Origin of the sequence: Microbacterium excoecariae (assembly GCF_011326725.1) — a bacterium.
Taxonomy (GTDB): Bacteria; Actinomycetota; Actinomycetes; order Actinomycetales; family Microbacteriaceae; genus Microbacterium; species Microbacterium excoecariae.
The window spans coordinates 2,018,105-2,042,030 of sequence record NZ_JAANCO010000001.1 but is presented as its reverse complement, the minus strand read 5'-3'; the positions used below and the strand labels follow the sequence as shown (position 1 = coordinate 2,042,030).

The window sequence follows — 23,926 nt, the reverse complement described above, 5'->3', positions numbered from 1 at the left end:
GGTTTCTCAGGGGAGAGTATGGCGGGAAGACGCGGGCCGCGTCAATCCGATCGGGCGGCGTGGCGCGCCAGCGGGAGGGGGCGCGGGCGCCCCGCGACGACCGTGGTGGGCCACTCCGGGTCCGCCGTGAGGACCTCGACCTCCCCCTCGGAGACGAGCACCGTGTCTTCGACCTTGGCGCCCGGGACCCACGGGTTCCACGCGAATGCCTGCGGCGACGTCACGCGATCGGACAGGGCGGGGCTCGCCTTGGGGTCTCGGCCCGCGTACCCCGTCGCCCCGCCCTGGTGGTGCGCCTCCCACGCGCGCTCCGCGAAGCCGTGGCGGGGGTAGGCCGCGGCGATGTCGGCGAGGACCGCGGCGACCGTGCGGCCGCGCCGGGTCGCGCGGAACGCGTCGGCCTCGACCTCGCGCAGTGCCGCCTCGGTGTCGGCGCGCCTGCCGTCGGCGTCGAACTCCACCCAACGCGTCGCGCTGGCGTGGAGCCCGTGGCGCACCATCGTCACGACCGCCATCGCGCGCCCGCCGAGCGGGGCGTGCGTGGGGAGCGGGTGGGGCACGTTCTCGCGCGCCGACCCCGCGGCCAGGATCACGGCGGGCTCGGCGCCGATCAGGTACGCCTCGCGCGCGATCTCCGCCGCGAGCTCGCGCTCGGTCCAGCCCGGCAGCGCGCGCTCGAGGGCGCGCCGAAGCGCGCGCGCCGTGTCGGCGCCGAGCGCCCGGTAGCGGGCGACCTCCGCCGGCAGGAGGGCGGCGCGCGCGTGGCGCAGCTCGGCCGCGGCCTCGCCCTCCGTGAGCGCGCCGGCCGGTGCGGCCGCGAGGTCCCCGTGCCACGGGATCACCCGCCACGCGACGTCCGGCGCCTCCTCGTCCGCGAGGCGGTCCACCTCGTTCGCGAGGGTCGTGACGACGAGCGCCCCGTCGCGGGCGACGGTCGCGGAGAGCACGGGCGGGCCGCCGAGCGGCACCGCGGTGCGCGCGCCGCCGAGGAGCCACGCGAGGCTCGCGGAGGAGGTGAGGTGGAGGGCGTCGCGGTCATGGTCGCGGAGGATGCGCGTCAATCGCGCGGTCTTGGCGTCGCGCTCGGAGGCCGCGTCGTTGCGGGGGGATGTCATCGTGTCCGTCCTGGGGTCGGGGTGGATCCACCGTACCGGTAACCGGTTTCTCGTGTACTGTTCCGAGTGTGTCACGACTCATGGGCGAGTGCCGATACCGCAATCCGATCATCGACGCCGATCTTCCGGATCCCGACGCGATTCGCGTCGGGGACCGCTACGTCATGATCGCGTCGAGCTTCCACCGCGCGCCGGGGCTGCCCGTCTACGTGTCGGACGATCTGGTCACGTGGGAACGCGTCGGAAACGCGCTGGACCGCGTGGAGCCCGACGCCTGGTTTCGCCTGCCGCGGCCCGGTGCGGGCGTCTGGGCGCCGTCGATCCGATGGCACGAGGGCCGGTACGTGATCGTCTACCCGGATCCCGACCAGGGGATCTTCGTCGTGACGGCCGAGGATCCGGCGGGGCCATGGACGGTGCCGCGATGCCTCGTGGCCGGCACCGGCCTCATCGACCCGTGCCCGCTGTGGGACGACGACGGGCGGGCGTACCTCGTTCACGGCTGGGCCCGCTCGCGCGCCGGCCGCAAGAACGTCCTCACCGTGATGGAGGTCGATCCGGGCCTCACCCGACCGCTCGGCCCTGCCAGGGACGTGATCGACGGCGCGGCCCTGACGGGCTGGACGACGATCGAGGGGCCGAAGTTCTACAAGCGCGGCGACGAGTATCTGATTTTCGCGCCCGCGGGTGGCGTCGCGACGGGGTGGCAGGCGGTCTTCCGCGGCCCCACGCCGTTCGGTCCGTTCGAGGGGCGGGTCGTCCTTGCACAGGGCGGCACCTCCGTCAACGGCCCCCACCAGGGGGCGTGGGTCACGGGACCGGCGGGCGACTGGTTCCTGCATTTCCAGGACCGCGGCGCGGCCGGGCGGGTCGTGCACCTGCAGCCGATGAGGTGGGGCGAGGACGGCTGGCCGCTGATCGGTCGGGCGGTCGACGGCGGGCCGAGCGAACCCGTCCTCGAATACGCCTCGCCGCATGGCGCGCCGCAGCGATCGCGCTCGATCGCCCGCTCCGACGACTTCGCCGAGGGCGCGCCCGGCCCGACCTGGACCTGGCAGGCGAACCCTCCGCACGACGCGCTCGCGCCCGCGACCGGCCAGCTGCGGATGCGCTCGGCCGCGGACTCGGGGAGCCTGGCCGCGCTCCCGCGGGTGCTCGGGCAGCCGCTTCCGGGCGGCACCTCACGGTCCACCGTCGGCATGGTGCTGGACGGGGGCGCGGGCTCCCGCGCGGGGCTCGCCGTCCTCGGGCTCGACTACGTGTGGGCCGGCGTGCGCCGCGAGGAGGCCGGGACGAGCGCCGTCGTCGCCGTGCGCGGCCGCGACGACCTCGCGGAGCGCATCGTGGCCGCGGCGCCAGTCGACGGCGAGGTTCGCGTGACGCTCGAGGTGCGCGCGGGCGGCGCAATCCGCGCTCGGCTCGCGGCCGACGGGCGGGAGTGGACCGTCGACCCCGGGGCGCACGCCGCGGAGGGGCGCTGGATCGGCGCCGAGATCGCGTTGTTCACCGGAGCGCCCTTCGGCGCGCCCGACGCCGTCGCGGCGTTTACGCACTTCCGGATCGATGAGGGCGAGGATTGAGGACATGACCCGCAAGCGCGCCCGACGCACCCCCGCCCGCGAAACGACGATCTCCGATATCGCCGAGGCCGCGGGCGTGTCGAAGGCGACCGTTTCCCGCGTGATGAACGGCGTGGCGACCGTCGGCGAGGACATCGCCGAGCGGGTACGGCGCGCCGTGGAGGAGCTGGGGTACACCCGCAGCGAGACGGCCCGCTCGCTCTCGCTCGGCGTCAGCCGGACCATCGGCGTCGTCGTTCCGGACCTCGCGAACCCCATGTTCCATCAGGTGCTCCACGGCCTGCATCGCGCCGCGGCGCGGGATGACTATCGTGTGCTGATCGCGGACACGCTCGAGAACAGCGCGGGGGAGGCCGTGGTGGCCGTAGACGTGCGCAACCGCACGGACGCCGTCGTGCTCTTCGCGCCGCGCATGACGCGCGAGGAGCTCATCGCGCTCCTGCCGCGCGTCGCGCCCGTCGTCGTGCTGAACCGGACAACGGGGGAACGCGCGGGGTCGGTGCTCGTCGACTACGAGGCGGGCGTCCGCGAGCTGGCCGAACACCTCGTCGACCGCGGGCACCGGCGCATCGCCTATCTCGCCGGTCCGCCGGAGAGCCGTTCGAACTGGGCGCGCGAGCGCGGCCTGGAGAGCGTGCGCGCGGCCCGAGCCGACGTGGAGGTGCTCGAGATCCCCTGCGGCCACGCGTTCGCCGACGGCCACGCGGCCTGGCCCGCGGTGCGCGCGTCGGGTGCGACGGCGGTCATCGCGTTCAACGACGTCGTGGCGCTCGGGCTCCTCGGGCGCCTGGCGGAGGAGGGGATCCGCGTGCCGGGCGACCTCGCGGTCGCGGGATTCGACGACATTCCGTTCGCCCAGTTCTCCTCGCCGTCGCTCACGACGATGACCGCCCGCCTCGGGGAGATCGGGGAGCGGCTGTGGGAGACCCTCCGCGCCGAGATGCGCGGCGACGCGGACCGCACGCCGGTCATCTTCGCCCCGGAGCTCGCGCCGCGGGCGAGCACGGGAGGCCCCGCATGACCGAGCTGGCCCTCGCGGACGGAACCGTCGTCGCCCGCTCGCACCGCGGATCCGCGCTCGCGGCGACGCTCTCGCCGCGCCCCTACCTGACCGCCGAGACCCGCGCCGGCGTGCCCGTGACCGAGACCCGTCCGGCCGACCACCCGCACCACCTCGGCGTGAGCGTCGCGATCGCGGACGTCGACGGAACATCGTTCTGGGGCGGGCGAACGTTCGTGCCCGGACGCGGCTCGACGATGCTCGACAACCACGGGCGCCAGCACGTCGTGTCGGAGAGCCACGGCCCGGGCGCCCTCGACCAGACCCTGGCATGGACGGATCCCGCCGGTCGGACGCTCCTCACGGAGGCGCGGCGCATCTCGGCGCTGTCCCTGGGCGCCGCGTGGGCGCTCACCTGGGAGACGCGCCTCACCGCAGTGGGAGAGGCGCGGACGTTCGGCAGCCCGCAGACCAATGGCCGCGACGGGGCGTTCTACGGCGGGATCTTCTGGCGCGCTCCGTTTGCGGACGCGCGCGTGCGGACGGCCGACGGCGAGGGGGTCGGCGCGGCCCACGGATCCCGGTCGCCGCACCTCGTCCTCGAGCACGGCGACGTCGCGCTCGTGGCCGTGACGCGGTCCGGGATGCCGTGGTTCGTCCGCGCCGAGGGATACGTCGGGTTCGGGCCGGCGGTCGCCGTGTCGGGCCGCCGCCGGCTCGCCCTCGGCGACGAGCTCTCGCTGGATCTCACGGTGGCCGTCTGCCGGCCCTCCGACGTGGACGGGGTGCTGGCGCACACGGCTGGCATGACCCCGGAGGCGGTCCGATGACGCCGCGGCTCGCCGTGATCGGTACGGGCGGACACGGGCGTACCCATCTCGCGCGCGCTGCGCGGCTCGACGGCGCAGGGATCGTGCGCCTCGTCGCGGTCGCGGACCCGCACCCGCCGGATCCGGCCGACCTCCCGGCGGGCACGCGGCGGTTCCCGGACGGCGCGGCGCTCCTCGCCGCCGGGCTCGCGGACGTCGTCGTGATCTGCACCCCCATTCACACCCACTACGCGCTCGCCGACGCGGCCATGTCTTCGGGCGCGGACGTCCTGCTCGAGAAGCCCACCACCGCGACGCTCGCGGAGTTTCGGGCGCTTGTGGGCCGCGCGGAGCAGCTCGGCCGTCTCGTCCAGGTTGGCTTTCAGAGCCTGGGGTCGAGCGCGATCGCGGCCGCGCGCGAGCGCATCGCCGCCGGCGCGATCGGCGACATCGTGCGGTGGTCGGCGACGGGCGCCTGGGTCCGCGACGCGGCGTACTGGTCCCGGTCGGCGTGGGCGGGCCGGCGCATTCTCGACGGGCGCGTCGTGGCGGACGGGGTCCTCACGAACCCGCTCGCCCACGCGACGGCGACGGCGCTCGCCATCGCGGGCACGACGCGCGAGGAGGACGTGCGCCGCGTCGGGCTGGAGATGTGGCACGCGAACGATATCGAGGCCGACGACACGTCCGTGGCGCTCCTGGACCTCGCGGACGGCCGCCGACTGACCACGGCTGTCACCCTCGCGGCGGAGCGGCACACGCCGCCCTTCGTCGAGGCCGTCGGCACCCGCGGCGCGCTGCGGTTCTGGTACAAGGAGGACGTCCTCGAAAGGCGCTCCGAGGCCGGCGAGGTGGTCGAGCGGTGGGGCGCCAGGCGGACGGACCTCCTGGAGAATCTCCTGGCCGCGCGCGCGGGGGACGCGCCCCTGCTCGCGCCCGCCGGCGAGACCGGGGCCTTCATGCGGCTCGTGGACGCGGTCATGGCCGCTCCCGCCCCGCGCGCCATCCCCGCGGCGATGCGGCGCGAGGTCGACGACGACCTGGGGCGCCGCCGCATCGTTCCGGGCATCGAGGAGGACCTCGCGCGCGCGTTGCGGAGCGGGGACACGTTTTCCGCGACCGGCGCTCTGTTCGCCCGCGGCGGTGCCGCGTGACGGGCGCGCTGGCGGAGCTCGTCGCCCGCGCGCGGGCCGACGACATCGCGCTGCACTCGCTCGAGGCGACGCTCGACGGCTGCGTCATCGCGAGCGCGGCGCCCGCCCACGCGTCGGTGCACACCCCGCACCGGATGTATTCGGTCGCCAAGAGCCTGACCGGCCTGGTCGTGCTCGCGCTCGCGGAGGAGGGGCGGATCGACCTCGACGACCCGATCGCGCGATTCTTCCCCGAGGCGGGATCGGTGCCGCGCTTGACGGCCGAGACCCGGATCCGCGATGTCCTCGCCATGCGCGGGCCGCACGCCCGGACCACCTACCGCGAGGAGGAGGGCGACTGGCTCGCGTCCTACTTCCGCGTGGCCCCGACCCATCGCGCGGGCACGCTGTTTACCTATGACACGAGCGGGTCCTACGCCCTGTCCGCCCTCGTCGAGCGGGTCGAGAGGGCTCCGCTGGAGGACGTGTTCCGCGCGCGGATCTTCGCGCCGCTCGGCGCGGGGCGCGGCATGCGGGTGCTGACCGGGCCCGAGGGCATCGGCCACGGCGGGTCCGGTCTGATCTGCACGCCCCGCGATCTCTTGACGATCGCCACCGAGGTCACCGCTGGCGGAGGGCGCGCTTTCGCGCCCTCCGTGGTGCGCCAGGCGCTCGCGCGCGCCTCCGACGCGGCCACGCAGACCTGGGGAGGATCCCTGCGCGCGGGCTACGGCGCGCAGATCTGGCTGCCTCCCGGCGGCGGCTGGATGATGTTCGGGCTCGGCGGCCAGGTCGCGTTCGGCGATCCGGCCCGCGGCCTCGTGCTCGTCGTGACGGCCAATGCGCAGGCGTGCCAAAGCGGCGACCAGCGCCTCGCGGGGCTCGTGCGCGACGCGGCGCGCGAGCTGGATCCCGCCGACCCCGCCCCGGCTCTCGAGTGGCCGGCGCCCGCGCACGACCCGGCCCGAGCCGTGCCGGGTGCCGGGGCGTGGGGGCGCATCGCCGGCGAGGGGGCGCCCGGCGTCATCCGCGCGGCGCTCGGGCGCGAGCGCGCCGAGATCGAGGCGGGCGAGCTCCGGCTCGACGTCCCCCTCGGCGTGCCCGCGCCGGTCGAGGTGGCGGGGCTCGGGCGGGGCGTGGCGACCGCGGGGTGGTCCGGCCCGGGGGTCCTCGATGTCGTCGTCGACATCAGCGCCGACGACATCGCGCGCCTCCGGGCGCGGTTCGTGGCGACCGCGGACGGCCTGCTCACCGTTCAGGCGCAGGGCTTCGGACCCGCGGTGGGCCGGGCCCACACGTGGGTCGGCACGTTCCGCCCGGACGCTCAGGCCGGCTGAGCGGCGCGTGCGCGCGGCCTGATGCCGAGCGCGCGCAGCTCGCCCGCGACGATCCTCGCCACGGCGCGGGCCCCCCGCTCCGATAAATGCGTATCGTCGGCGACGCCCTCGGGGTAGGCATCGGCCTCGCCCGGGGCGAGGTGCAGAAAGAGCGCGCGCGACGCCGCGTCGGTGCCGGAGCGGATGAGTCGACGCGTGGCGAGCGAAAGGTCGAGGAGCGGCACGCCCTCCTCGCGCGCGACGGTGCGCGCGCGCTGGGGATACCCGTCGTGCGTCGTGACGATGTCGGTGGCCCGTACACCCCGGCGCTCGACGGGGGTCGCGATGACCGGGATCGCGCGCCGCGCGCGGGCTCCGGCGAGGAAGCGTCGGAGGCCGGCGGGGTAGCCGGAGGGGACGTCGGCGTGGCGCGGCCCCGGCTTCGCATCGTTATGCCCGAATGCGACGACGAGCGCGTCGCCCGGCGAGAGGGAGGCGAGCGCCTCGTCCGCTGCGGGTGAGTCGAGGAAGCTGCGGGTGGAGGCGCCCGAGACGGCGGCGTTGACGACCTCGAGGCCCGATTCGTCCGCCAGGACCTGGCCCCACCCCGTACGCGGCGCGCGCTCCGGGCCGTACGCGCTGGCGGTTGAATCCGACACAATCACCACGCGGCCCGTCGGTGCGGGCGGCCCGTCCCAGCCCGCGAGCCAGCTCTCGGGCGAGGGCCCGGGGCCCGCGTGGACGCGGAAGCGCGCGTCGCGCCAGGAGAAACCGCCCATGTCCGCGAACGGATCCGCGGCGACGTGCGCGCCGAGCGCGCACCCCGCAAACTCCGCGCTTCCGAGCGCCTCCGGCGACCCGCCCTGATGCCAGGGGCGGGCGAGGAAGACGGATCCGTCCGGCGCGTCGGCCGTGAACCGGACGCCCGAAAACAGCAGGCCGCGCGGCACCTCGCGGATCGTCGACGGCGCGGCCACGTAGCCCGGCCCCGTTGCGTGGATCGTGCCGCCGCGCACGACGGCCGTCGCGCGTCCGTAGATGACATCCACGTCGCCGCGGATCTCGCAGTCCTCGACGAGCACGTGGCGCACGGCGGCGCGGCTCGGGCTGTCCAGCAAGAGCGTGTCCTGCTGGCCGAGGAGCCGGCAGCGCTCGATGCGGATCCGGTCGCCGCGCGTGCGCAGGGCGGGGGACTGCGTGTCGCGCGCGCCCGGACGCCGCGCGCGGTCGAACGAGTTGACGACGGTGATGCCCCGGAGCGTCGTGTCGTCGGCGTCCAGCGTCATGGTCGCGGCGTCCTGCGCGAGGGGCATGCCGTCGCGGGCCAGGTCGCCCTGGCGCAGCCCGAAGGTGACGATCACGTCGCGAGGGTCGCCGGTCTCCGAACGGATGAGCAGGGCGCGCTCCCGCGGTGCCACGACGACCTGCTCCTCGTAGGTGCCCGGCCACACGACGATCTCGGTTGCGTCCGGGTCCGCGACGGCGAGTTGGATCGCGCTCAGCTGTCGTTCGCCGGGCCCCACCTCGACGCGGGTCATCCCTTGACCGACCCGATCAGCGCGCCCTTCACGAAGAAGCGCTGGATGAACGGGTAGACGAGGAGCATCGGCAGCGTCGCGACGAAGATGACGGCCATCTTCACGGACTGCGCGGGCGGCACGACGTCGACGGCGGCCTCGTTCGCGTTCAGCCCGCTCGCGACGATCACGATCTGGCGCAGGAGCACCTGGATGGGCCACTTCGTCGAGTCGTTGATGTACAGGATCGCGTTCTGGTACGTGTTCCAGTAGTAGACGCCGTAGAACAGCCCGATCGTGGCGATCGAGGCGAGCGAGAGCGGCAGGACGATGCGGAGAAACACCCCGATCTCAGAGCATCCGTCGATGCGCGCGGCCTCCTCGAGGCTCTCGGGGATCCCCTGAAAGAAGCTACGCATGATGACGAAGTTGAAGGCGTTGATCGCGACGGGGAGGATCAGCGACCAGAGCGAGTCGATGAGCCCGAGGGAGTTGACGACGATGAAGGTCGGGATCATGCCGCCCGAGAAGAGCATCGTGAACACGACGAGGAAGTTGATCACGCGCCGGCCGCGCAGGTGCTTCTTGGACAGCGCGTAGGCCATGAACGCGGTGAGCACCAGGCTCAGGAACGTCCCGACGACCGTGACGAAGACCGACACCCCCATCGCCCGGAAGATCGTCGGTGTCGACAGGATGTAGCGATACGCGTCGAGCGTGAACGTCCGCGGGAACAGGATAAAGGGGCGCGTGGCGAGTTCGCCCGGCGTCGCGAGCGAGCTCGCGAGGACGTTGACGAACGGGAGGACGCAGGCGAGCGCGAACGCCGTGAGCACGATCGCGTTGACGATCGCGAAGATCCGGCGGCCGGGGGTGCGGCGCTTCGCCGCGAGCCGCGTCCGGATCGGGACGGTCTCGTCGCGCACGGGCCGCGAGGGCAGGGGGGTGAGGGTCATGAGGGACTCCCGTCGAGTGGGCGCGCCGCGAAGAGCCCCGCGGCGAGGAAGAAGAGGAACGCGAGCGGGTACAGCACGAGCTGGCTGCCCACCAGGCACGCGAGGCCCGCCGCGACGAACCACCAGGCCGCGGACCGACTCGTCGGACGGATCCGCGAGAAGAAGAAGCCGAGGGCCGTGAAGGCGAGGACGGCCACGAGCGAGAAGCCGAACCAGCCCGCGAGCGTCTGGACCGCCTCGATTTCGCCGCCCGCGGGGAGGGCGACGCCGGCGCCCTCCAGCGCGGGGATGATGTCCGCGCGCAGGGTGTCCTCGTCCGCCCCGGCGACGACCGCGGCGAATCCGCCCTGAAACACGAGCGCCAGCGCCGCGCCGATTCCCGCGATGGTGCGCTCGAGGCGTCGCGTCCGGGGCCGGGCATGGGTCACGGCGGTCACGGCGGTCACGGCGTCGCGGCTTCCGCGAGGCGGACCGTCCGCTCGTCGAGGACGAGCTCCGGGCCCTCCGGATCCAGGATTCGGACCCCCCGGAGTCGCACGCCCGTCGCGAACTGCGCGTGGAGCCCGCGGCGCGCCATCGCCGGCACCCCGTCGGCCATCGCGGGCACCTCGGCCACCGAGCGGTGCGCGAAGGTCACGACGACGTCGTCGAGCACGAGGTCCTCGAGCGGAGCTTCGGGCAGGCCCGAGACCCACCCGGCCGCCGCGCGGGCGTTCGTCGCGGTGACGTGGGCGATGTGGATCCGGCGGATGCGCGGCGTCCCCGCGTCGACGGGGTGCGGCGCGCGGTCTGCGACGTGCGGGAGCTTGCCTTCCTCGCCGCAGAAATAGAACGGGTTGATGACGAGGGGGCAGGAGACGTCGTCCATGACGACGTGCGCGACGCGCACGTCTTCGACCGTGCCGCCGCGCCGTCGCCGCGTCTTGATCCGGATCCCCCGGTCGGTTCCCTGGAAGACGCAGCCCGTGACGACCACGCCGCGGACGCCGCCCGACATCTCGCTTCCGATGACAACGCCGCCGTGACCGTGCACCATGGTGCAGTTCGAGATCGCGATGTTCTCGCAGGCGACGGGATCCGAGGAGCCCTCGGCGCCCGCCTTGATCGCGATGCAGTCGTCGCCGACGTCGATGTGGCAGTCGCTGATGCGCACCCCCGAGCACGACTCCGGATCGATTCCGTCCGTGTTGGGGGAGTCGGGCGGATTGAGGATCCGGATCCCGGTGATCCGCACGTCGCGGCACAGCAGCGGGTGCAGTGTCCACGCGGGGGAGTTGAGGAGGGTGACATCGGACACCGTGACCCGCGTGCAGCCGTGCAGGCCCACCAGGGTGGGACGCGGGTAGGCGAGCGCGGCGGGCGAGGTGCGGAACGTGCGCCACCACGCCGGGCCCCCGCCGTCGATCGTGCCGTGTCCGGTGAGGGCGATATCGCAGGCGTCCGAGGCCCACAGGCAGGGAGCGTGCACGCGCTGCGCGCGCCCCTCCCAGCGGGCGTCGATCGCGGGGTAGAGCTCCGGTTCCGGGACGAAGCGCAGCACGGCGCCACGCTCGAGGTGCAGCTCGACGCCCGAGCGCAGCCGGAGGGATCCGACCTCCCGCACGCCCGCCGCCACGCTCACGCGACCGCCGCCGCGTGCCGACGCCCGATCGATGTTCGCCTGCAGGGCGGCGGTCGCCTCCACGACCGCCGCGAGGTCGGGGCGGGCGAGGATCCGCTCGGCCGTCGAGCCGCGCACCATCAGCCGTTCGCCTGCTCGTACGCGGCCGTGAACTCCTCGGTGATCTGATCCAGGCCCTGCGCGCCGAGCGAGTCGATGACGGCCTCGTACTCGGCCATGTCAATCTGGCCGACGATGTACTGGTTGTACGCGTCGTTCGCCTGCTGCTCGATCGACGACCACGACTGGTTGTACGTCTCGGAGGTGAGCGGGAGCGTCGGATCCGTCACGACGAACTCGTCGTTCTCGGCCATCTTCTCGTTGCCCTCGTTCACGTAGGGCGTCGTGTCGTTGAAGGTCATGACGATCTCCGACGGGCGCGATGAGGAGTACGGCTGCACCTCGCGCTCCCACAGACCCTGGTCTTCGATCGTGACGACGTCCGCGTCGTCAATCGAGTAGTGGGTCCCCTCGATGCCGTAGGTCATGAGGGTGAACGCCTCGGGCTCGATGAGCTTGTCGATGAAGCCGAGGACCGCGCGCACGTCCTCCTCGTCGGCGACGCGCGACTTCGGGAGGGCCAGCCACCCGCCCATGCCGCCGTTCGTGTCCGTGAGGATCCGGCGCGGGACGTCCTCGTAGGTCACGTCGTTCACGAGCGCCCACGCCATGGGGGTGTCGGGGTCCGCGCTCAGCGCGATGTTCATGTAGTTCTTGGCCTCGAACAGCCCCGTGACCACGATGCCACCCGTGCCCCGGGCGATCGCGTCCTGCTGGTTCTGCTTCGCCATCGTGACGAACTCGCCATTCACGCCGCCGTCCTCATACAGCTCGCGGTACCACTCCATGGCGTCCTGGAACGCGTCGGTCGTGAAGGCGGGAACCACGGTGCCGTCGTCCGTGACGGTGAACTTCTGGCCGGCGCCGAAGTATCCGGCGAGCGAGCGGAACCCGACGAGGAAGCTCTCCTCGCGGTCGATGAAGCCCGTCGTGTCATCCTCGCCGTTGCCGTCGGGGTCGTCCTCCGCGAAGGCGCGCGCCACCTCGCCGAGCTCCTCGATCGTGTGCGGGACCTCGAGCCCGAGGTTGTCGAGCCAGTCCTGCCGCACCAGCACGCCGTACCGGGCCTTCGGCTTTTGGAACGGCACGCCGTAGAGCTCGCCGTCGATGCGGGCCGCGTCGAGGGTCTGGGGGTCGATCTGGGACAGGTTGTCGAACTCGTCGAGGTACTCCTCGACGTCCCAGAACTGGCCGGACGTCAGCGCCTGACGCACCGAGGTATTGGTGATGTTCGTGAGCGAGACGATGTCCGCGAGCGAGTCGGAGGCCAGCGCGGCGTTGATCTTCTCGTCCTTGGACGCGTCGGGCACCCACTGGAACTCGATATCCATGCCCGTGTGCTCCTCGAGCGCCAGCTCCACAGGGCTTCCGGGATCCGGTGTTGTCGGGGTGTGCAGCATGGTCATCCAGGTGATGCTGTCGCGATCCTCGCCCGTGGCACCGCTCGTGGCGGATCCGCCGCAGGCGGTGAGGGCGAGCGAGCAGGCGGCGAGCGTGGCGACGCCCGCAGCGATGCGCGTGGTCTTCATCGTGCTGTTCCTTTCGACGAGGCGAGCGCGTCGTTGCGCAGCGCCGGGGAGAGCGATGGCGAGGGTTCGGCGTCGGTGCCGATCTGCCGGTAGGCGATCCGAGTGACGAATCCGACGGCGGCGGCGGGGATGCCGACGCCGAAGAAGGGGAGGAGGAAGGGGGCGAAGGAGGCGAGCGCCCAGCAGGCGGCGGCCGCCGCGGTCGAGGCGAGGATCGTCCAGTGCAGGGAGCCGACGGCGACGAGCAGGCCGGCGGCGACCGGTCGCGCGACGCCCCCGACGTCGGTCGCGGCCATGGCGGAGAACCCGAATCCCCACGCGAGGGCCAGGACGCCGAGCGCCGCGACGTTCGCGAACTGGAGGATCCACGACGTCTGCCAGAAGATGTTCGCCACGACGATCCCGGTCGCGACGGTCAGAATTGCCCCGAGCGCGCTCGCGCGGGGGAGAGCGGCGCGGGCGTGCCGCACGAAGGCGCGCGTGATCGGCGGCGTCTCGCCGAGCCGGAACCACCGGTCGATGTACGCCGAGAGCGCGTAGGAGGCCGGTCCGATGCCCGCGATCACGAGCCCCGCCAGGGTCACGGCGACCCAGAGGATGTTGAGGTAGGCGATGCGATAGAAGCCCGTCAGGAAGGCGTTCAGTCGCACGAACCCCTCGAAGGAGAACATCAGTACACGCCCTCCTCGCCGAACTTCTTCGCCATGCGGTTCGCGGCGATCACGAGCATGAGGCCGACGAGGCCCTTGAAGAGGCCGACGGCGGCGGCGTAGCTCATCTGGCCGTTCTGGATGCCGGTCGTGAACACATAGGTGTCGAAGATCTCGCCGACCTGTCGGTTGAGCGAGTTGAGCACGAGGAACATGTGCTCGAATCCGAGCTCGAGGAAGTCGCCGATCGAGAGGATGAACATCACGACGATCGTCGGGCGGATCGCGGGGAGCGTGATGTGCCAGGTCTGGCGCCAGCGGCCCGCGCCGTCGATCTCGGCAGCCTCGTACAGCTGCAGGTCGACGGCCGTCATCGCGGCGAGGTACACGATTGTGCCCCAGCCGGCCGTCTTCCAGATTTCCTGCGCCACGTACATGGGGCGCAGCCATTCGGGATCCGTGAGGAAGGGCACGGGCTCGCCGCCGAGCGAGACGATGACGTTGTTGACGCTGCCCCCGTCCGTCGTGAAGAGCACGTAGAAGAGCGAGACGACGATGACCCACGACATGAAGTGCGGCAGGTAAATCACGGTCTGCACCGTGCGCTGGAAGGCCTTCATGCGCACCTCGTTGAGGAGCAGGGCGAGAACAATCGGGATCGGGAACGAGAACACGAGGAGCAGCACCGAGAGGATCACGGTGTTGCTCAGCAGGAGCAGGAACGTGTCCTCCGAGAAGAAGCGCACGAAGTGCTCGAGGCCGACCCAGGGGCTCCCGAACACGCCGAGATACGGCGAGTAGTCCTGGAACGCCATGACGAGCCCGCCCATGGGCAGGTACTTGAAGACGAGAAAGTAGGCGATGCCCGGAATCGCCATGAGGTACAGCGTGCGGTGGCGCCAGATGTATGAGTGGCGGAAGCCGCGCCGTCGCGGCGGGATCGTCGGCGCGGGCGCCGTCATCAGGTGATCGGTCACGGGACGGATCCGGGGTGCCGCGGGCGCCGTCACTGCGCACCGCCTCGCGCTGCCGTCGTGGGCATCATGGTTCGCCTCTCTGCGTTCCGCTCAGAAACCGATTTCCCTCCTCGCGCGGCGCTGCGCGAAGAGTGTCGGGAACCGGTTTCTCAGGAGCGTAACAGCCGGATCCGGCGGGGGCAAGGCCCGCCCGATCCGGCGGCGCGGAGGCTACGCCTTCAGGCGCACGAGGCGCTCGTGGCCGTCCTCGCGGACCTCGGCCAGCTGGTCGCGCGAGGTCAGGAAGTCGTTGAAGGAGCGGTAGCCGAGCGCCTTCTCGCTGAACGAGGGATCCATGCGTCGGATGTGCTGCTTGACGGCGGAGGCGTACAGGAAGCCCTGCGCGTCGCCCTTGTCCTGCCCGACGCGCAGCGCCCGCTCGAGGAGGCGGGTCGCGACCGCGTGAAGGTCCTCCGGCGGGGTGTCCCCGAACGCGGGCACGGCGTCCTCCGACGCGGGCTCCTCCGCGGGCCGCGCGGACCGGCGCCGACGGGTCGGCTTCTGATCGCCCTTCTCGGGCGCGGGAGGGGCCTCCTCCACGGGCTGCTCCCGCTTCTTCTCGGCCTTCGCGGGCTTCTCGATCGGGGGCACGCCGGGGAGCGTGTCGTACGGCTCGAACGCGTCGCACGCCGCCGCGAGCGACTTGGCGGTCGAGCCCGCCACGCCGACGCCGATCACGTAGCGGCCGAGCCGCTTGCAGCGCTGCGCGAGCGGCACGTAGTCGCTGTCGCCCGCGACGACGATGACGTGCGTGAGGTCGGCGAGGCGGAACATGTCCTCGACCGTGTCGACCGCGAGCCGGATGTCCGCGCCGTTCTTCGCGTAGGCGGCCGCGGGGAACAGCTGCACGAGGTCCACCGCGCGGCCGACGAGCTGGCGGCGGTAGATCGCGTTGACGGGGGAGGACCAGTCGGCGTACGCGCGCGTGAGCACGAGCGTGCCGTAGCTGGCCGCGTAGTCGAGGATGGCGCCCACGTCGACCGTGGCGGCGGCGAGGCGCTCGGCGATCTCCGGCTCGGTCGGATCCTCGGCGATGCGTGCGCGGTCGCGGTTGTAGGAGTTGCGCCCGTGCACCCGGTCGTACCAGCTCATCACGATGTTGTCGAAGTCAAGGTAGACGGCTACGCGCCCATCGTCCTGAGGTGAGGTCATGCCTCGAGCCTACGCGCCCGAACTCACGGAAACCCGAGCCGCCTCGGCCCGGCAACCGCCGAAGGCTCCCCGCGTCCCGCGCGGTGGGCGCGGGACGCGGGGAGCCTTCGGCGAAGGGGCGTCAGAACGCGTCGATCGCGGCGTTCAGCGTGGCCGACGGACGCATGACCGCCGCGGCCTTGGCGTCGTCGGGGCGGTAGTACCCGCCCACGTCGGCCGGGCGGCCCTGCACGGCGATGAGCTCGGCGACGATCTTCTCCTCGTCGCCCGCGAGCGAGCTCGCGAGAACGGAGAAGGCCGCGGCCAGCTCCGCATCCTCAGTCTGCTGGGCGAGCTCCTGGGCCCAATACAGCGCGAGGTAGAAGTGCGATCCGCGGTTGTCGATCGTCCCGAGCTTCCGGCCGGGCGAGCGGTCGAGCTCGAGGAAGGTGGCCGTCGCGGCGTCGAGCGTCGCGGCCAGCACACGGGCCTTGTCGTTGTCGGTCGTCTGCCCGAGGTGCTCGAGCGACGCCGCCAGGGCGAAGAACTCGCCGAGCGAGTCCCAGCGGAGGTAGTCCTCCTCGACGAGCTGCTGGACGTGCTTCGGGGCGGATCCGCCCGCGCCCGTCTCGAAGAGCCCGCCGCCCGCCATGAGCGGGACGATCGAGAGCATCTTCGCCGACGTGCCGACCTCGAGGATCGGGAAGAGGTCCGTGTTGTAGTCGCGCAGGACGTTGCCCGTGACCGAGATCGTGTCGAGGCCCTGGCGGATGCGCTCGAACGACAGGGCGGTCGCCGCGGCCGGCGCCATGATCCGAATGTCGAGGCCGTCGGTGTCGTGCTCGCCGAGGTACTCGGTGACCTTCGCGATGAGCTCCGCGTCGTGCGCGCGGTTCTCGTCGAGCCAGAACACCGCGGGCGTGCCCGAGAGGCGCGCACGCGTGACCGCGAGCTTCACCCAGTCGCGGATCGGCGCGTCCTTCGTCTGGCAGGCGCGCCAGATGTCGCCCGCCTCGACGGCGTGCTCGATGACGACCTCACCGGATCCGGTCACGATGCGCACCGTGCCGGCCTCCGGGATCTCGAAGGTCTTGTCGTGCGAGCCGTACTCCTCGGCCTTCTGCGCCATGAGGCCGACGTTCGGCACGGTCCCCATCTCGCGCGGGTCGAGAGCGCCGTGCGCCTTGCAGTCGTCGATCGCGGCCTGGTAGACGCCGGCGTAGGACGAGTCGGGGATGACGGCGAGCGTGTCGGCCTCCTCGCCCTCCGGGCCCCACATGTGGCCGCCGATGCGGATCATGGCGGGCATCGAGGCGTCGATGATGACGTCGCTCGGGACGTGCAGGCCCGTGATGCCCTTGTCGCTGTTGACCATCGCGAGCTTCGGCCCGGCGGCGAGGCGCTCGTCGAAGGCGGCGCGGATCTCGGCGCCGTTTTGCAGGGCCGACAGGCCCGCGAAGATGGCGCCGAGGCCGTCGTTCGCCGAGAGGCCCGCGGCCGAGAGGTCGTCACCGTACGCCTCGAAGACGGGGGCGAAGTACGCGCGCACGACGTGGCCGAAGATGATGGGGTCGCTGACCTTCATCATGGTGGCCTTGAGGTGGGCGGAGAACAGCACGCCGTCCTCCTGGGCGCGACGGACCTGCTCCGCGAGGAATGCGTCGAGCGCCTTCGCGCTCATGAAGGTGCCGTCGACGACCTCGCCGGCGAGCACCGGCAGCGCGCTCTTGAGCACGGTGGTCTCGCCCGAGGCGCCGACAAGCTCGATGCGGAGGGTGTCGTCCGAGGGGGAGACGTAGGACTTCTCGTTCGAGAAGAAGTCGTTCTCGCCCATCGTCGCCACGCGGGTCTTCGAGTCCGCCGACCACGCGCCCATGCGGTGCGGGTGCGCCTTGGCGTAGGCCTTGACCGCGCCGGGCGCGCGGCGGTCGCTGTTGCCCTGCCGGAGCACGGGGTTGACCGCCGAGCCCTTGACCTTGTCGTAGCGCTGGGCGATGTCCTTCTCGTCCTCGCTCTGCGGGTCCTCGGGCAGGTTCGGGACATCGAAGCCCAGCTGCTGGAGCTCCGCGATCGCGGCTTTGAGCTGGGGGATCGAGGCCGAGATGTTCGGCAGCTTGATGATGTTCGCCGACGGATCCTCGGCGAGCTCGCCGAGCTCCGCGAGCGCGTCTCCGATGCGCTGATCGGCCGCGAGGCGCTCGGGGAACTGCGCGAGGATGCGTCCCGCGAGCGAGATGTCGCGCGTCTCGAACTCCACGCCGGCCTTCTTCGCGAACGCCTCGATGATGGGCAGCAGCGAGTAGGTCGCCATGAGCGGCGCCTCGTCGGTGTTCGTGTAGATGATCTTGGACATGCTTCGGTGGCGCTCCTGATGTCGGGGTGTGCCGGTACGGCCCAGCAATCTCTCGACATCAAGATACCAAGCCCGCGCGGGGCGGCGCAGGCGCGTGTCCCGCGCGGGCCTCAGGCCGCCGCGCGCGCGATCGCGTCGGCGAGGTACGGGCCGATGCTCCGCGCCCACGTCGCGGTCGTGTGCCCCGCCGCGTCGCGGTAGACGAGGACGCCTCCGATGATCCCGTCGCAGGCCTCCTCGGTGCAGTAGAGGTCCGTGAGGTCGACGACCGGGACCCCGGCGCCCTCCGCCGCGGTCTGGAGGGTGTGCTCGGGGTCGAGGGCCTCCGCCGCCGCCGTGGCGCACGCGCTCGCGGGCGAGACCCCGAGGCGCGTGGTGCACGCGATCGCGTCCTCGGACGGGAGGGGGTTGTCGGCGACCACCACGACCGTCGTACCCGCCCCCGCGATCGCCTCGAGCATGGCCTGCTGCGACGGGACGTCAGGCGAGTACGCGCGGGAGGACGTCGCGATCACGAGGGCGTAGTCGCCGGAGGTCAGGCGCGCATTGATGTCGTCGCGCGCGCGCGAGCAGTCATCCGCGACGTCCGCGTTCTCGCGCAGGATGCACCCTCGCCCGACGTAGGTGTCGAGCGACCACTCGCGGTCCGCGAGCTGCGGCTCCAGCCCCGGCAGCAGCGCGGCGGCGTGGCTGTCGCCGACGAGCGCGACGCGCGTCGCGTCCGGGTCCTCGGATCCGTAGTGGCAGGTCTGCATCTCCACGTCGGTCGTGGAATAGCAGGCGTAGGCGCCGCCGGTGTCGTCGAGGAGGTCCGCGGGGGCCGGGGCGAGCGTCTCGATCGAGGCGTCCGCGCAGGCGTCCGGGTGCGCCGATGTGCCCGCGCCGCGGCAGTCGATCTCGCCGTCCGCCGTCTCGACGACGGCCGCGGTGGCGGGCCCGGCCGGCGCGCGCACGGCGTCGACCGCGACGAACGCGGCGGCCCCCGCGAGCCCGACGACCGCGAGCGATGCGACGGTGGGCAGCCACGCCCGCGTGGGGGCCGCGATCGCGCCGCGCCGGCGGAACCACGTGGCGCGGCGGGCGGGGTCCTCGACGAGGTGGTAGCTCGCGACCGACAGGATCGCCGTGGCGGCGAGGGCGACGACGCCGTAGGCGACGCTGCCCGCGGGGAGCAGGGTGACGAGGAGAATCGCGACGGGGAAGTGCCAGAGATAGAGGCTGTAAGAGATGTCGCCGACGTAGGTGACGGGGCGCACCGTGAGGGGCGCGGGCCCGCGGTATCCGCCGCCGCCCGCGACGATGACGAGCAACGCGCCGGCGACGGGGAGGAGGGCGAGGGGCGCGGGCCAGAGCGGGGAGTCCCCCGAGACGACGGCGAGCGACAGGGCGATGAGGCCGAGCCCGCCCCACGCGAGCGCGCGCCGGAGTCCGGGCGAGAGCGCGAGCGCGGGGGCGAAGGCGAGAAGCGCCCCGACCCCGAGCTCCCAGGCGCGCGAGAAGGTCGAGAAGTATGCGACGGCCGGGTTCGTGGCCGTCTCATAGAGCCCCCACCCGAAGGACGCCGCGGTGAGCAGCGCGATCGCGACGACGGTCGCACGGCGGGCCGACACGAGGCTCTTGCCCGCCCGCGAGGTGGCGAACACGACGATGGCGAGCATCAGCCACGGCCACACGAGGTAGAACTGCTCCTCGACGCCCAGCGACCAGAAGTGCTGCAGGGGGGAGGGCGGCGTGCCCTGCGCGAAATAGTCGACGCCCTCGGCCGCGAACCGCCAGTTGCCGACGAACAGCGCGCTGAACACGCCGTCGATCGCCACGCTCTTCGCCTCGGACCGCCCGAGGAGCACGAGAGAGGCCACGACCGTCGCGAAGATGACGATGGCCGCGGCGGGCAGGATCCGCTTCGCGCGCCGGGCGTAGAAGCGGCGGAACGAGATGCGCCCCGTGCGGTCGATCTCGCGCAGGAGCAACCCGGTGATGAGGAACCCGGAGATCACGAAGAACACGTCCACGCCGACGAATCCGCCGCTCGGCCAGGCGAAGACGTGGTCGGCGATCACGGCGAGCACAGCGACGGCGCGCAGCCCCTGCACGTCGAGGCGCGGGGCATGCGCGGGGGCGGGAGCGGCGGGGGGCATGTGCGCCGATTATAGGGACGCCGGCCGAAAGGAGCGTGCGGGCATCAGCCCGCGAGCGCCTTCTGGATCCGCTGCACCGAGACCGTCTCCGCCGTGCCGAGCCGCTGGGCGAACAGCCCCACCCGGAGCTCCTCGAGCATCCACCGGGCCCGCTCGAGGCGCGGATCCGCGTCCTCGCCGAGCGGAACGGTGCCGCCCGCGTCGTCGAAGGCCCGGGCGGCGCGCTCGAACTCGGTCATCCACGCGCGATCGCGGCCGGGCGCGTCGGGGAGGGCGGCGAGCCGGATCCGCGCCCCCTCGAGGTACCGCGGGAGGTGGCGCAGGCGCTCCAGGCCCGTCTGCGTCACGAAGCCCGCGTGCACGAGGCCCGCTACCTGCGCCCGGACGTCGCTCAGCGCGCCGAGGAGCGCCATCGACGTCGTCTTCTTCAGGTCGCGCTCGACGTCGCGCCACAGCGTGAGGATCTTCGCGACGAGGGAGACCGCGGCGAACACGTCCTCGACGGATCCGGCGGTCACCTCGGCCCGCAGCGCCTCGAACGCGGCGCGGTCGCGCACAGCGCCGCGGCGGGCGATCGCGGCGTCGAAGAGGGCGGCGCGACAGTCCTCGATGACGGCCTTCGGCGACGGCGCGGGCGCGGCGGCGAGGGCGAGTTTCTCGGCCGAGGAGAGGTGCTCCTGCACGTACGACACGGGGGAGGGTACCGTCAGCAGCAGGAGTCGCCGGAGGCCCCTCCGCGTGAGCCGCTCTGCACTCTCGGGCGTCGCCTCGAGGCGCACGGCGACCGAGGTCTTCTCGTCGACGAGCGCGGGGAAGCCGCGCACGATGCCGCCGGCGACGCGGGTGTCGACGGAGGCGGGGAGTTCCCCGAAGGTCCAGTCGGTCAGGCCCGTCTTCTCGATCGGCGCGGGCGCAGGTTGGGCGGCGCGCCCCGGTCGCGGCGCGGGGGCCTCGAACTGGCGCGCGACCGAGTCTCGGGCGCGCCCCGACAGCTCGCGCTGCAGCGCCGCGAGGTCGCGCGAGGACCCCGCGCGGCGGCCGCGGGCGTCCACGGCGCGGTAGGACATCGTGAGGTGCGCGGGCACCCGCGCGAGGTCGAAATCGCTCGCGGACACGCGCTGGTTGGCCTGGCGCTGCACGAGGCGCGCGAGCGCGTCGGCGAGCGTCGTGGCCGGCCGTCCGCCGGTGTCCTCGGGGCCCTGCCCCCGCAGCTCGGCCGAAAACTTCTCGGCCCAGTCCGCCGCGGGCACGACGTGCCGGCGCATCGCCTTCGGCAGCGCCTTCAGCATCGCGGTCACGAGCTCGTCGCGGAGCCCGGGCACCTGCCAGTCGAAGCCGGCCGGCTCCACGCTCGCGAGGAGGGCGAGCGGAATGACGGCCGTGACGCCGTCGTCGGCGGCGCCGGGCTCGAAGCGGTAGGCGAGGTCGAGTCGCTGGTCGCCCTGGCGCCACGTCGGCGGGAAGTCCCGGGCGTCGGCGGTCGCCTCGCCGTCCAGGAGGTCCGCCTCGCGCATCGAGAGCAGGTCGGGCCGCTCCGCGCGCTCGCGCCGCCACCAGGCGTCGAAGCTGCGCACGTCGAACACGTCGGCGGGGATCCGCTGGTCGTAGAACGCGAACACGGCCTCGTCGCCCGCGAGGATGTCGCGCCGGCGCTCGCGCTCTTCGAGCTTCTCGAGCCGACGCCGGAGGTTCGCGTTCTGGCGGAGGAACGCGGTCGCCTGCTTCGGGAGCGCGTGCGCGTCCCACTCGCCCTCGACGAGCGCGTGTCGCACGAACAACTCGCGGGCCGCGGGCCGGTCCACGCGCGCGAACTGCGCGCGCCGGCGCGGCACGATCTCGACGCCGAACAGCGTGACCTTCTCGTAGGCGATCGCCGCGCCCTGATCCTTCGACCAGTGCGGCTCCGAGAACTGGCGCTTGACGAGGTCGCCCGCGAGCTCCTCCGCCCACGCCGGGTCGATCGCGGCGGCCGTGCGCGCGAACAGGCGGGAGGTCTCGACGAGCTCGGCGGCCATCACGGCCTTCGGGCGCTGCTTCTTGAGCGCGGATCCGGGGAACACCTGGAACGACACCCCGCGCGCCCCGCGGTACTCGGCGGTGCGGCGGCCGCGCGGCCCCTGGGCCTTGCGCGTCTCCCGCTCGTCGAGCACGCCGATCTGGCTGAGAAGGCCCGCGAGCAGGGCGCGGTGGAGCGCGTCGGCGTCGGCGGATCCGGCGGGGGCCGCCGCCCCCTCGGTCGCGCCGCGGGTGAGGGAGCGCAGCTGGCGGTGCACGTCGAACCACTCCCGCACGCGCACGTAGTTGAGGAACTCGGCTCGCACGAGCCGTCGGAACGCGCTCGACCCGAGCTCCCGCTGCTGCTCCCGCAGGTAGTTCCACAGGTTGAGGAGCGACAGGAAATCGCTCGTCGGATCCGCGAACCGCGCGTGGGCGGCGTCGGCCTGCTCCCGGCGCTCCTCGGGGCGCTCGCGCACGTCCTGGATCGAGAGGCCGGCGACGACGGCGAGCACGTCGCCCGCGACGCCGCGGCGCTCGCCCTCGACGATCATCCGCGCGAACCGCGGGTCGATCGGCAACCGCGAGATCTGGCGCCCCGTGCGGGTGAGCCGCGGATCCGCGCCTCCCCGGCCGAGCTGGACCGCGCCGAGCTCCGTGAGCAGATCGAACGCGGCCTTCACGCCGCGCGAGTCCGGGGGCGTGAGGAACGGGAACGCCTGGATGTCGCCGAAGCCAAGCGCGAGCATCTGCAGCACGACGGCGGCGAGGGAGGTCCGGAGGACCTCGGGATCGGTGAACTCGGGGCGCGAGGCGAAATCGGCGTGCGAGAAAAGACGGATCGCGATGCCCGCGCTCGTGCGGCCCGCGCGACCCGAGCGCTGCTGCGCGGAGGCCTGCGAGACTTGTTCGATCGGGAGGCGCTGGACCTTCGCGCGCGCGGCATAGCGGGAGATGCGGGCGGTGCCGGCGTCGATGACGTACTTGATGCCGGGCACGGTGAGCGACGTCTCCGCGACGTTCGTCGCGATGATGACGCGGCGCTTCACGCCGGCCACGCGCGACGGCTCGAACACGCGGTGCTGCTCCGCGGCGCTCAGCCGGCCGTAGAGCGGCAGCACCTCGGTCGGGGCCGCGTCCTTCTGGAACGCCCCGCGCACGGCGTCCGCCGCGTCGCGGATCTCCGCCTCGCCGGGGAGGAAGACGAGGACGTCCCCGCGGGGCTCGCGATCGAGCTCCCGCAGCGCCTCGACGATGGCCTGAATCTCGTCGTCGACGTCGTAGGGGCGCTCGTCTATGTCCCCTTCCGGCGCCTCTTCGGCGTCGGGCCGGCCGATCGGCCGATAGCGGATCTCGACGGGGAAGGTCCGTCCCGAGACCTCGATGACGGGGGCGGGCGTGCCATCGGGTGAGGCGAAGTGGCGCGCGAACGAGTCGGGATCGATCGTCGCCGACGTGATGATGACCTTGAGATCCGGCCGCTCCGGCAGGATCCGCTTCAGGTAGCCCAGGAGGAAGTCGACGTTGAGCGAGCGCTCGTGCGCCTCGTCGATGATGATCGTGTCGTAGCGCGTGAGCAGGCGGTCGCGATGGATCTCGTTGAGAAGGATCCCGTCGGTCATGAGCGCGATCCGGGTCTCGTCCGACACCTGGTCCGTGAAGCGCACCTTGTATCCGACCGCGCCTCCGAGCGGCACGCCCATCTCCTCCGCGACGCGTTCGGCGATCGTGCGCGCGGCGAGGCGGCGCGGCTGGGTGTGGGCGATCCGCTCCCGCCCGAGCGACAGGGCGATCTTCGGCAGCTGGGTCGTCTTGCCGGATCCCGTCGCGCCGGCGACGACGACGACCTGGTGGTCCCGGATCGCGTCCGCAATCTCCGCGCGCGCGGCGCTGACGGGCAGCTCGGGCGGGAACGACAGCACGGGTTCGGACATAGCGTTTCAGTCTATCCGCGACCGCGCGCCGCAC

Annotated in this window: 17 protein-coding genes; 5 read left to right on the top strand and 12 right to left on the bottom strand. The window is 72.7% G+C overall.

Going from position 1 to position 23,926, the window contains the following annotated elements; translation table 11 throughout:
- Positions 1-41 precede the first annotated feature (41 nt).
- On the bottom strand, positions 42-1,115 hold the full coding sequence (locus G8E01_RS09460) for a M24 family metallopeptidase (RefSeq protein WP_166318951.1): 1,074 nt from the start codon (positions 1,113-1,115) through the stop codon (positions 42-44).
- 68 nt (positions 1,116-1,183) lie between these two features.
- Between G8E01_RS09460 and G8E01_RS09455 the strand changes: the two genes are divergently transcribed.
- The 5 genes from G8E01_RS09455 to G8E01_RS09435 are packed head-to-tail and all read left to right on the top strand — an operon-like array spanning position 1,184 to position 6,974.
- A complete protein-coding gene (locus G8E01_RS09455; protein WP_166318948.1) occupies positions 1,184-2,695 on the top strand; it encodes a family 43 glycosylhydrolase in 1,512 nt (503 codons plus the stop codon).
- Between the two features lie 4 nt (positions 2,696-2,699).
- Complete coding sequence (locus G8E01_RS09450; RefSeq protein ID WP_166318945.1) at positions 2,700-3,716, top strand: LacI family DNA-binding transcriptional regulator; 1,017 nt, start codon at positions 2,700-2,702, stop codon at positions 3,714-3,716.
- Positions 3,713-4,525 (top strand): DUF6807 family protein, encoded by an 813-nt coding sequence (locus G8E01_RS09445; RefSeq protein ID WP_166318942.1) that lies wholly within the window; start codon positions 3,713-3,715, stop codon positions 4,523-4,525. Before G8E01_RS09450 ends, G8E01_RS09445 begins: the two co-directional genes overlap by 4 nt.
- A complete protein-coding gene (locus G8E01_RS09440; RefSeq protein WP_166318939.1) occupies positions 4,522-5,658 on the top strand; it encodes a Gfo/Idh/MocA family protein in 1,137 nt (378 codons plus the stop codon). The genes G8E01_RS09445 and G8E01_RS09440 overlap by 4 nt, the downstream gene beginning before the upstream one ends.
- Complete coding sequence (locus G8E01_RS09435) at positions 5,655-6,974, top strand: serine hydrolase (protein ID WP_166318936.1); 1,320 nt, start codon at positions 5,655-5,657, stop codon at positions 6,972-6,974. Before G8E01_RS09440 ends, G8E01_RS09435 begins: the two co-directional genes overlap by 4 nt.
- On the opposite strand, the gene G8E01_RS09430 is transcribed toward G8E01_RS09435, so the two are convergent.
- The 11 genes from G8E01_RS09430 to hrpA all read right to left on the bottom strand — a co-directional run bounded on the left by G8E01_RS09430 (position 6,962) and on the right by hrpA (position 23,892).
- Complete coding sequence (locus G8E01_RS09430; RefSeq protein WP_166318933.1) at positions 6,962-8,491, bottom strand: pectinesterase family protein; 1,530 nt, start codon at positions 8,489-8,491, stop codon at positions 6,962-6,964. The two genes, G8E01_RS09435 and G8E01_RS09430, sit on opposite strands and share 13 nt — an antisense overlap.
- Entirely contained in the window at positions 8,488-9,426 is a 939-nt protein-coding gene (locus tag G8E01_RS09425; protein ID WP_166318930.1) for a carbohydrate ABC transporter permease, read from the bottom strand. Before G8E01_RS09425 ends, G8E01_RS09430 begins: the two co-directional genes overlap by 4 nt.
- On the bottom strand, positions 9,423-9,872 hold the full coding sequence (locus G8E01_RS09420) for a hypothetical protein (protein ID WP_166318927.1): 450 nt from the start codon (positions 9,870-9,872) through the stop codon (positions 9,423-9,425). The genes G8E01_RS09425 and G8E01_RS09420 overlap by 4 nt, the downstream gene beginning before the upstream one ends.
- Positions 9,869-11,167 (bottom strand): glycoside hydrolase family 28 protein, encoded by a 1,299-nt coding sequence (locus G8E01_RS09415; protein WP_166318924.1) that lies wholly within the window; start codon positions 11,165-11,167, stop codon positions 9,869-9,871. Before G8E01_RS09415 ends, G8E01_RS09420 begins: the two co-directional genes overlap by 4 nt.
- Positions 11,167-12,675, bottom strand: a complete 1,509-nt coding sequence (locus tag G8E01_RS09410; protein ID WP_166318921.1) for an extracellular solute-binding protein — start codon at positions 12,673-12,675, stop codon at positions 11,167-11,169. The genes G8E01_RS09415 and G8E01_RS09410 overlap by 1 nt, the downstream gene beginning before the upstream one ends.
- Positions 12,672-13,346 (bottom strand): YesL family protein, encoded by a 675-nt coding sequence (locus G8E01_RS09405; protein WP_166318918.1) that lies wholly within the window; start codon positions 13,344-13,346, stop codon positions 12,672-12,674. Before G8E01_RS09405 ends, G8E01_RS09410 begins: the two co-directional genes overlap by 4 nt.
- Complete coding sequence (locus tag G8E01_RS09400) at positions 13,346-14,302, bottom strand: ABC transporter permease (RefSeq protein WP_338100785.1); 957 nt, start codon at positions 14,300-14,302, stop codon at positions 13,346-13,348. Before G8E01_RS09400 ends, G8E01_RS09405 begins: the two co-directional genes overlap by 1 nt.
- 210 nt (positions 14,303-14,512) lie before the next feature.
- Positions 14,513-15,493 carry an NYN domain-containing protein gene (locus G8E01_RS09395; RefSeq protein ID WP_166318915.1) on the bottom strand — a complete coding sequence of 327 codons (981 nt, stop codon included), beginning with the start codon at positions 15,491-15,493 and terminating at the stop codon, positions 14,513-14,515.
- Between the two features lie 121 nt (positions 15,494-15,614).
- Complete coding sequence (locus tag G8E01_RS09390; protein WP_166318912.1) at positions 15,615-17,825, bottom strand: NADP-dependent isocitrate dehydrogenase; 2,211 nt, start codon at positions 17,823-17,825, stop codon at positions 15,615-15,617.
- Positions 17,826-17,935: 110 nt separating this feature from the next.
- Complete coding sequence (locus G8E01_RS09385; RefSeq protein ID WP_166318909.1) at positions 17,936-19,963, bottom strand: acyltransferase family protein; 2,028 nt, start codon at positions 19,961-19,963, stop codon at positions 17,936-17,938.
- A 44-nt stretch (positions 19,964-20,007) separates the two neighbouring features.
- A complete protein-coding gene (hrpA, locus tag G8E01_RS09380; protein ID WP_166318906.1) occupies positions 20,008-23,892 on the bottom strand; it encodes an ATP-dependent RNA helicase HrpA in 3,885 nt (1,294 codons plus the stop codon).
- Positions 23,893-23,926 lie beyond the last annotated feature (34 nt).

Coding starts and splice junctions, on each gene's coding strand:
- G8E01_RS09460 (WP_166318951.1), bottom strand. CDS start 1,115: ATGACATCCCCCCGCAACGACGCGGCCTCCGAGCGCGACGCCAAGACC.
- G8E01_RS09450 (WP_166318945.1), top strand. CDS start 2,700: ATGACCCGCAAGCGCGCCCGACGCACCCCCGCCCGCGAAACGACGATC.
- G8E01_RS09445 (WP_166318942.1), top strand. CDS start 3,713: ATGACCGAGCTGGCCCTCGCGGACGGAACCGTCGTCGCCCGCTCGCAC.
- G8E01_RS09440 (WP_166318939.1), top strand. CDS start 4,522: ATGACGCCGCGGCTCGCCGTGATCGGTACGGGCGGACACGGGCGTACC.
- G8E01_RS09430 (WP_166318933.1), bottom strand. CDS start 8,491: ATGACCCGCGTCGAGGTGGGGCCCGGCGAACGACAGCTGAGCGCGATC.
- G8E01_RS09425 (WP_166318930.1), bottom strand. CDS start 9,426: ATGACCCTCACCCCCCTGCCCTCGCGGCCCGTGCGCGACGAGACCGTC.
- G8E01_RS09415 (WP_166318924.1), bottom strand. CDS start 11,167: ATGGTGCGCGGCTCGACGGCCGAGCGGATCCTCGCCCGCCCCGACCTC.
- G8E01_RS09410 (WP_166318921.1), bottom strand. CDS start 12,675: ATGAAGACCACGCGCATCGCTGCGGGCGTCGCCACGCTCGCCGCCTGC.
- G8E01_RS09405 (WP_166318918.1), bottom strand. CDS start 13,346: ATGTTCTCCTTCGAGGGGTTCGTGCGACTGAACGCCTTCCTGACGGGC.
- G8E01_RS09395 (WP_166318915.1), bottom strand. CDS start 15,493: ATGACCTCACCTCAGGACGATGGGCGCGTAGCCGTCTACCTTGACTTC.
- G8E01_RS09390 (WP_166318912.1), bottom strand. CDS start 17,825: ATGTCCAAGATCATCTACACGAACACCGACGAGGCGCCGCTCATGGCG.
- G8E01_RS09385 (WP_166318909.1), bottom strand. CDS start 19,963: ATGCCCCCCGCCGCTCCCGCCCCCGCGCATGCCCCGCGCCTCGACGTG.
- hrpA (WP_166318906.1), bottom strand. CDS start 23,892: ATGTCCGAACCCGTGCTGTCGTTCCCGCCCGAGCTGCCCGTCAGCGCC.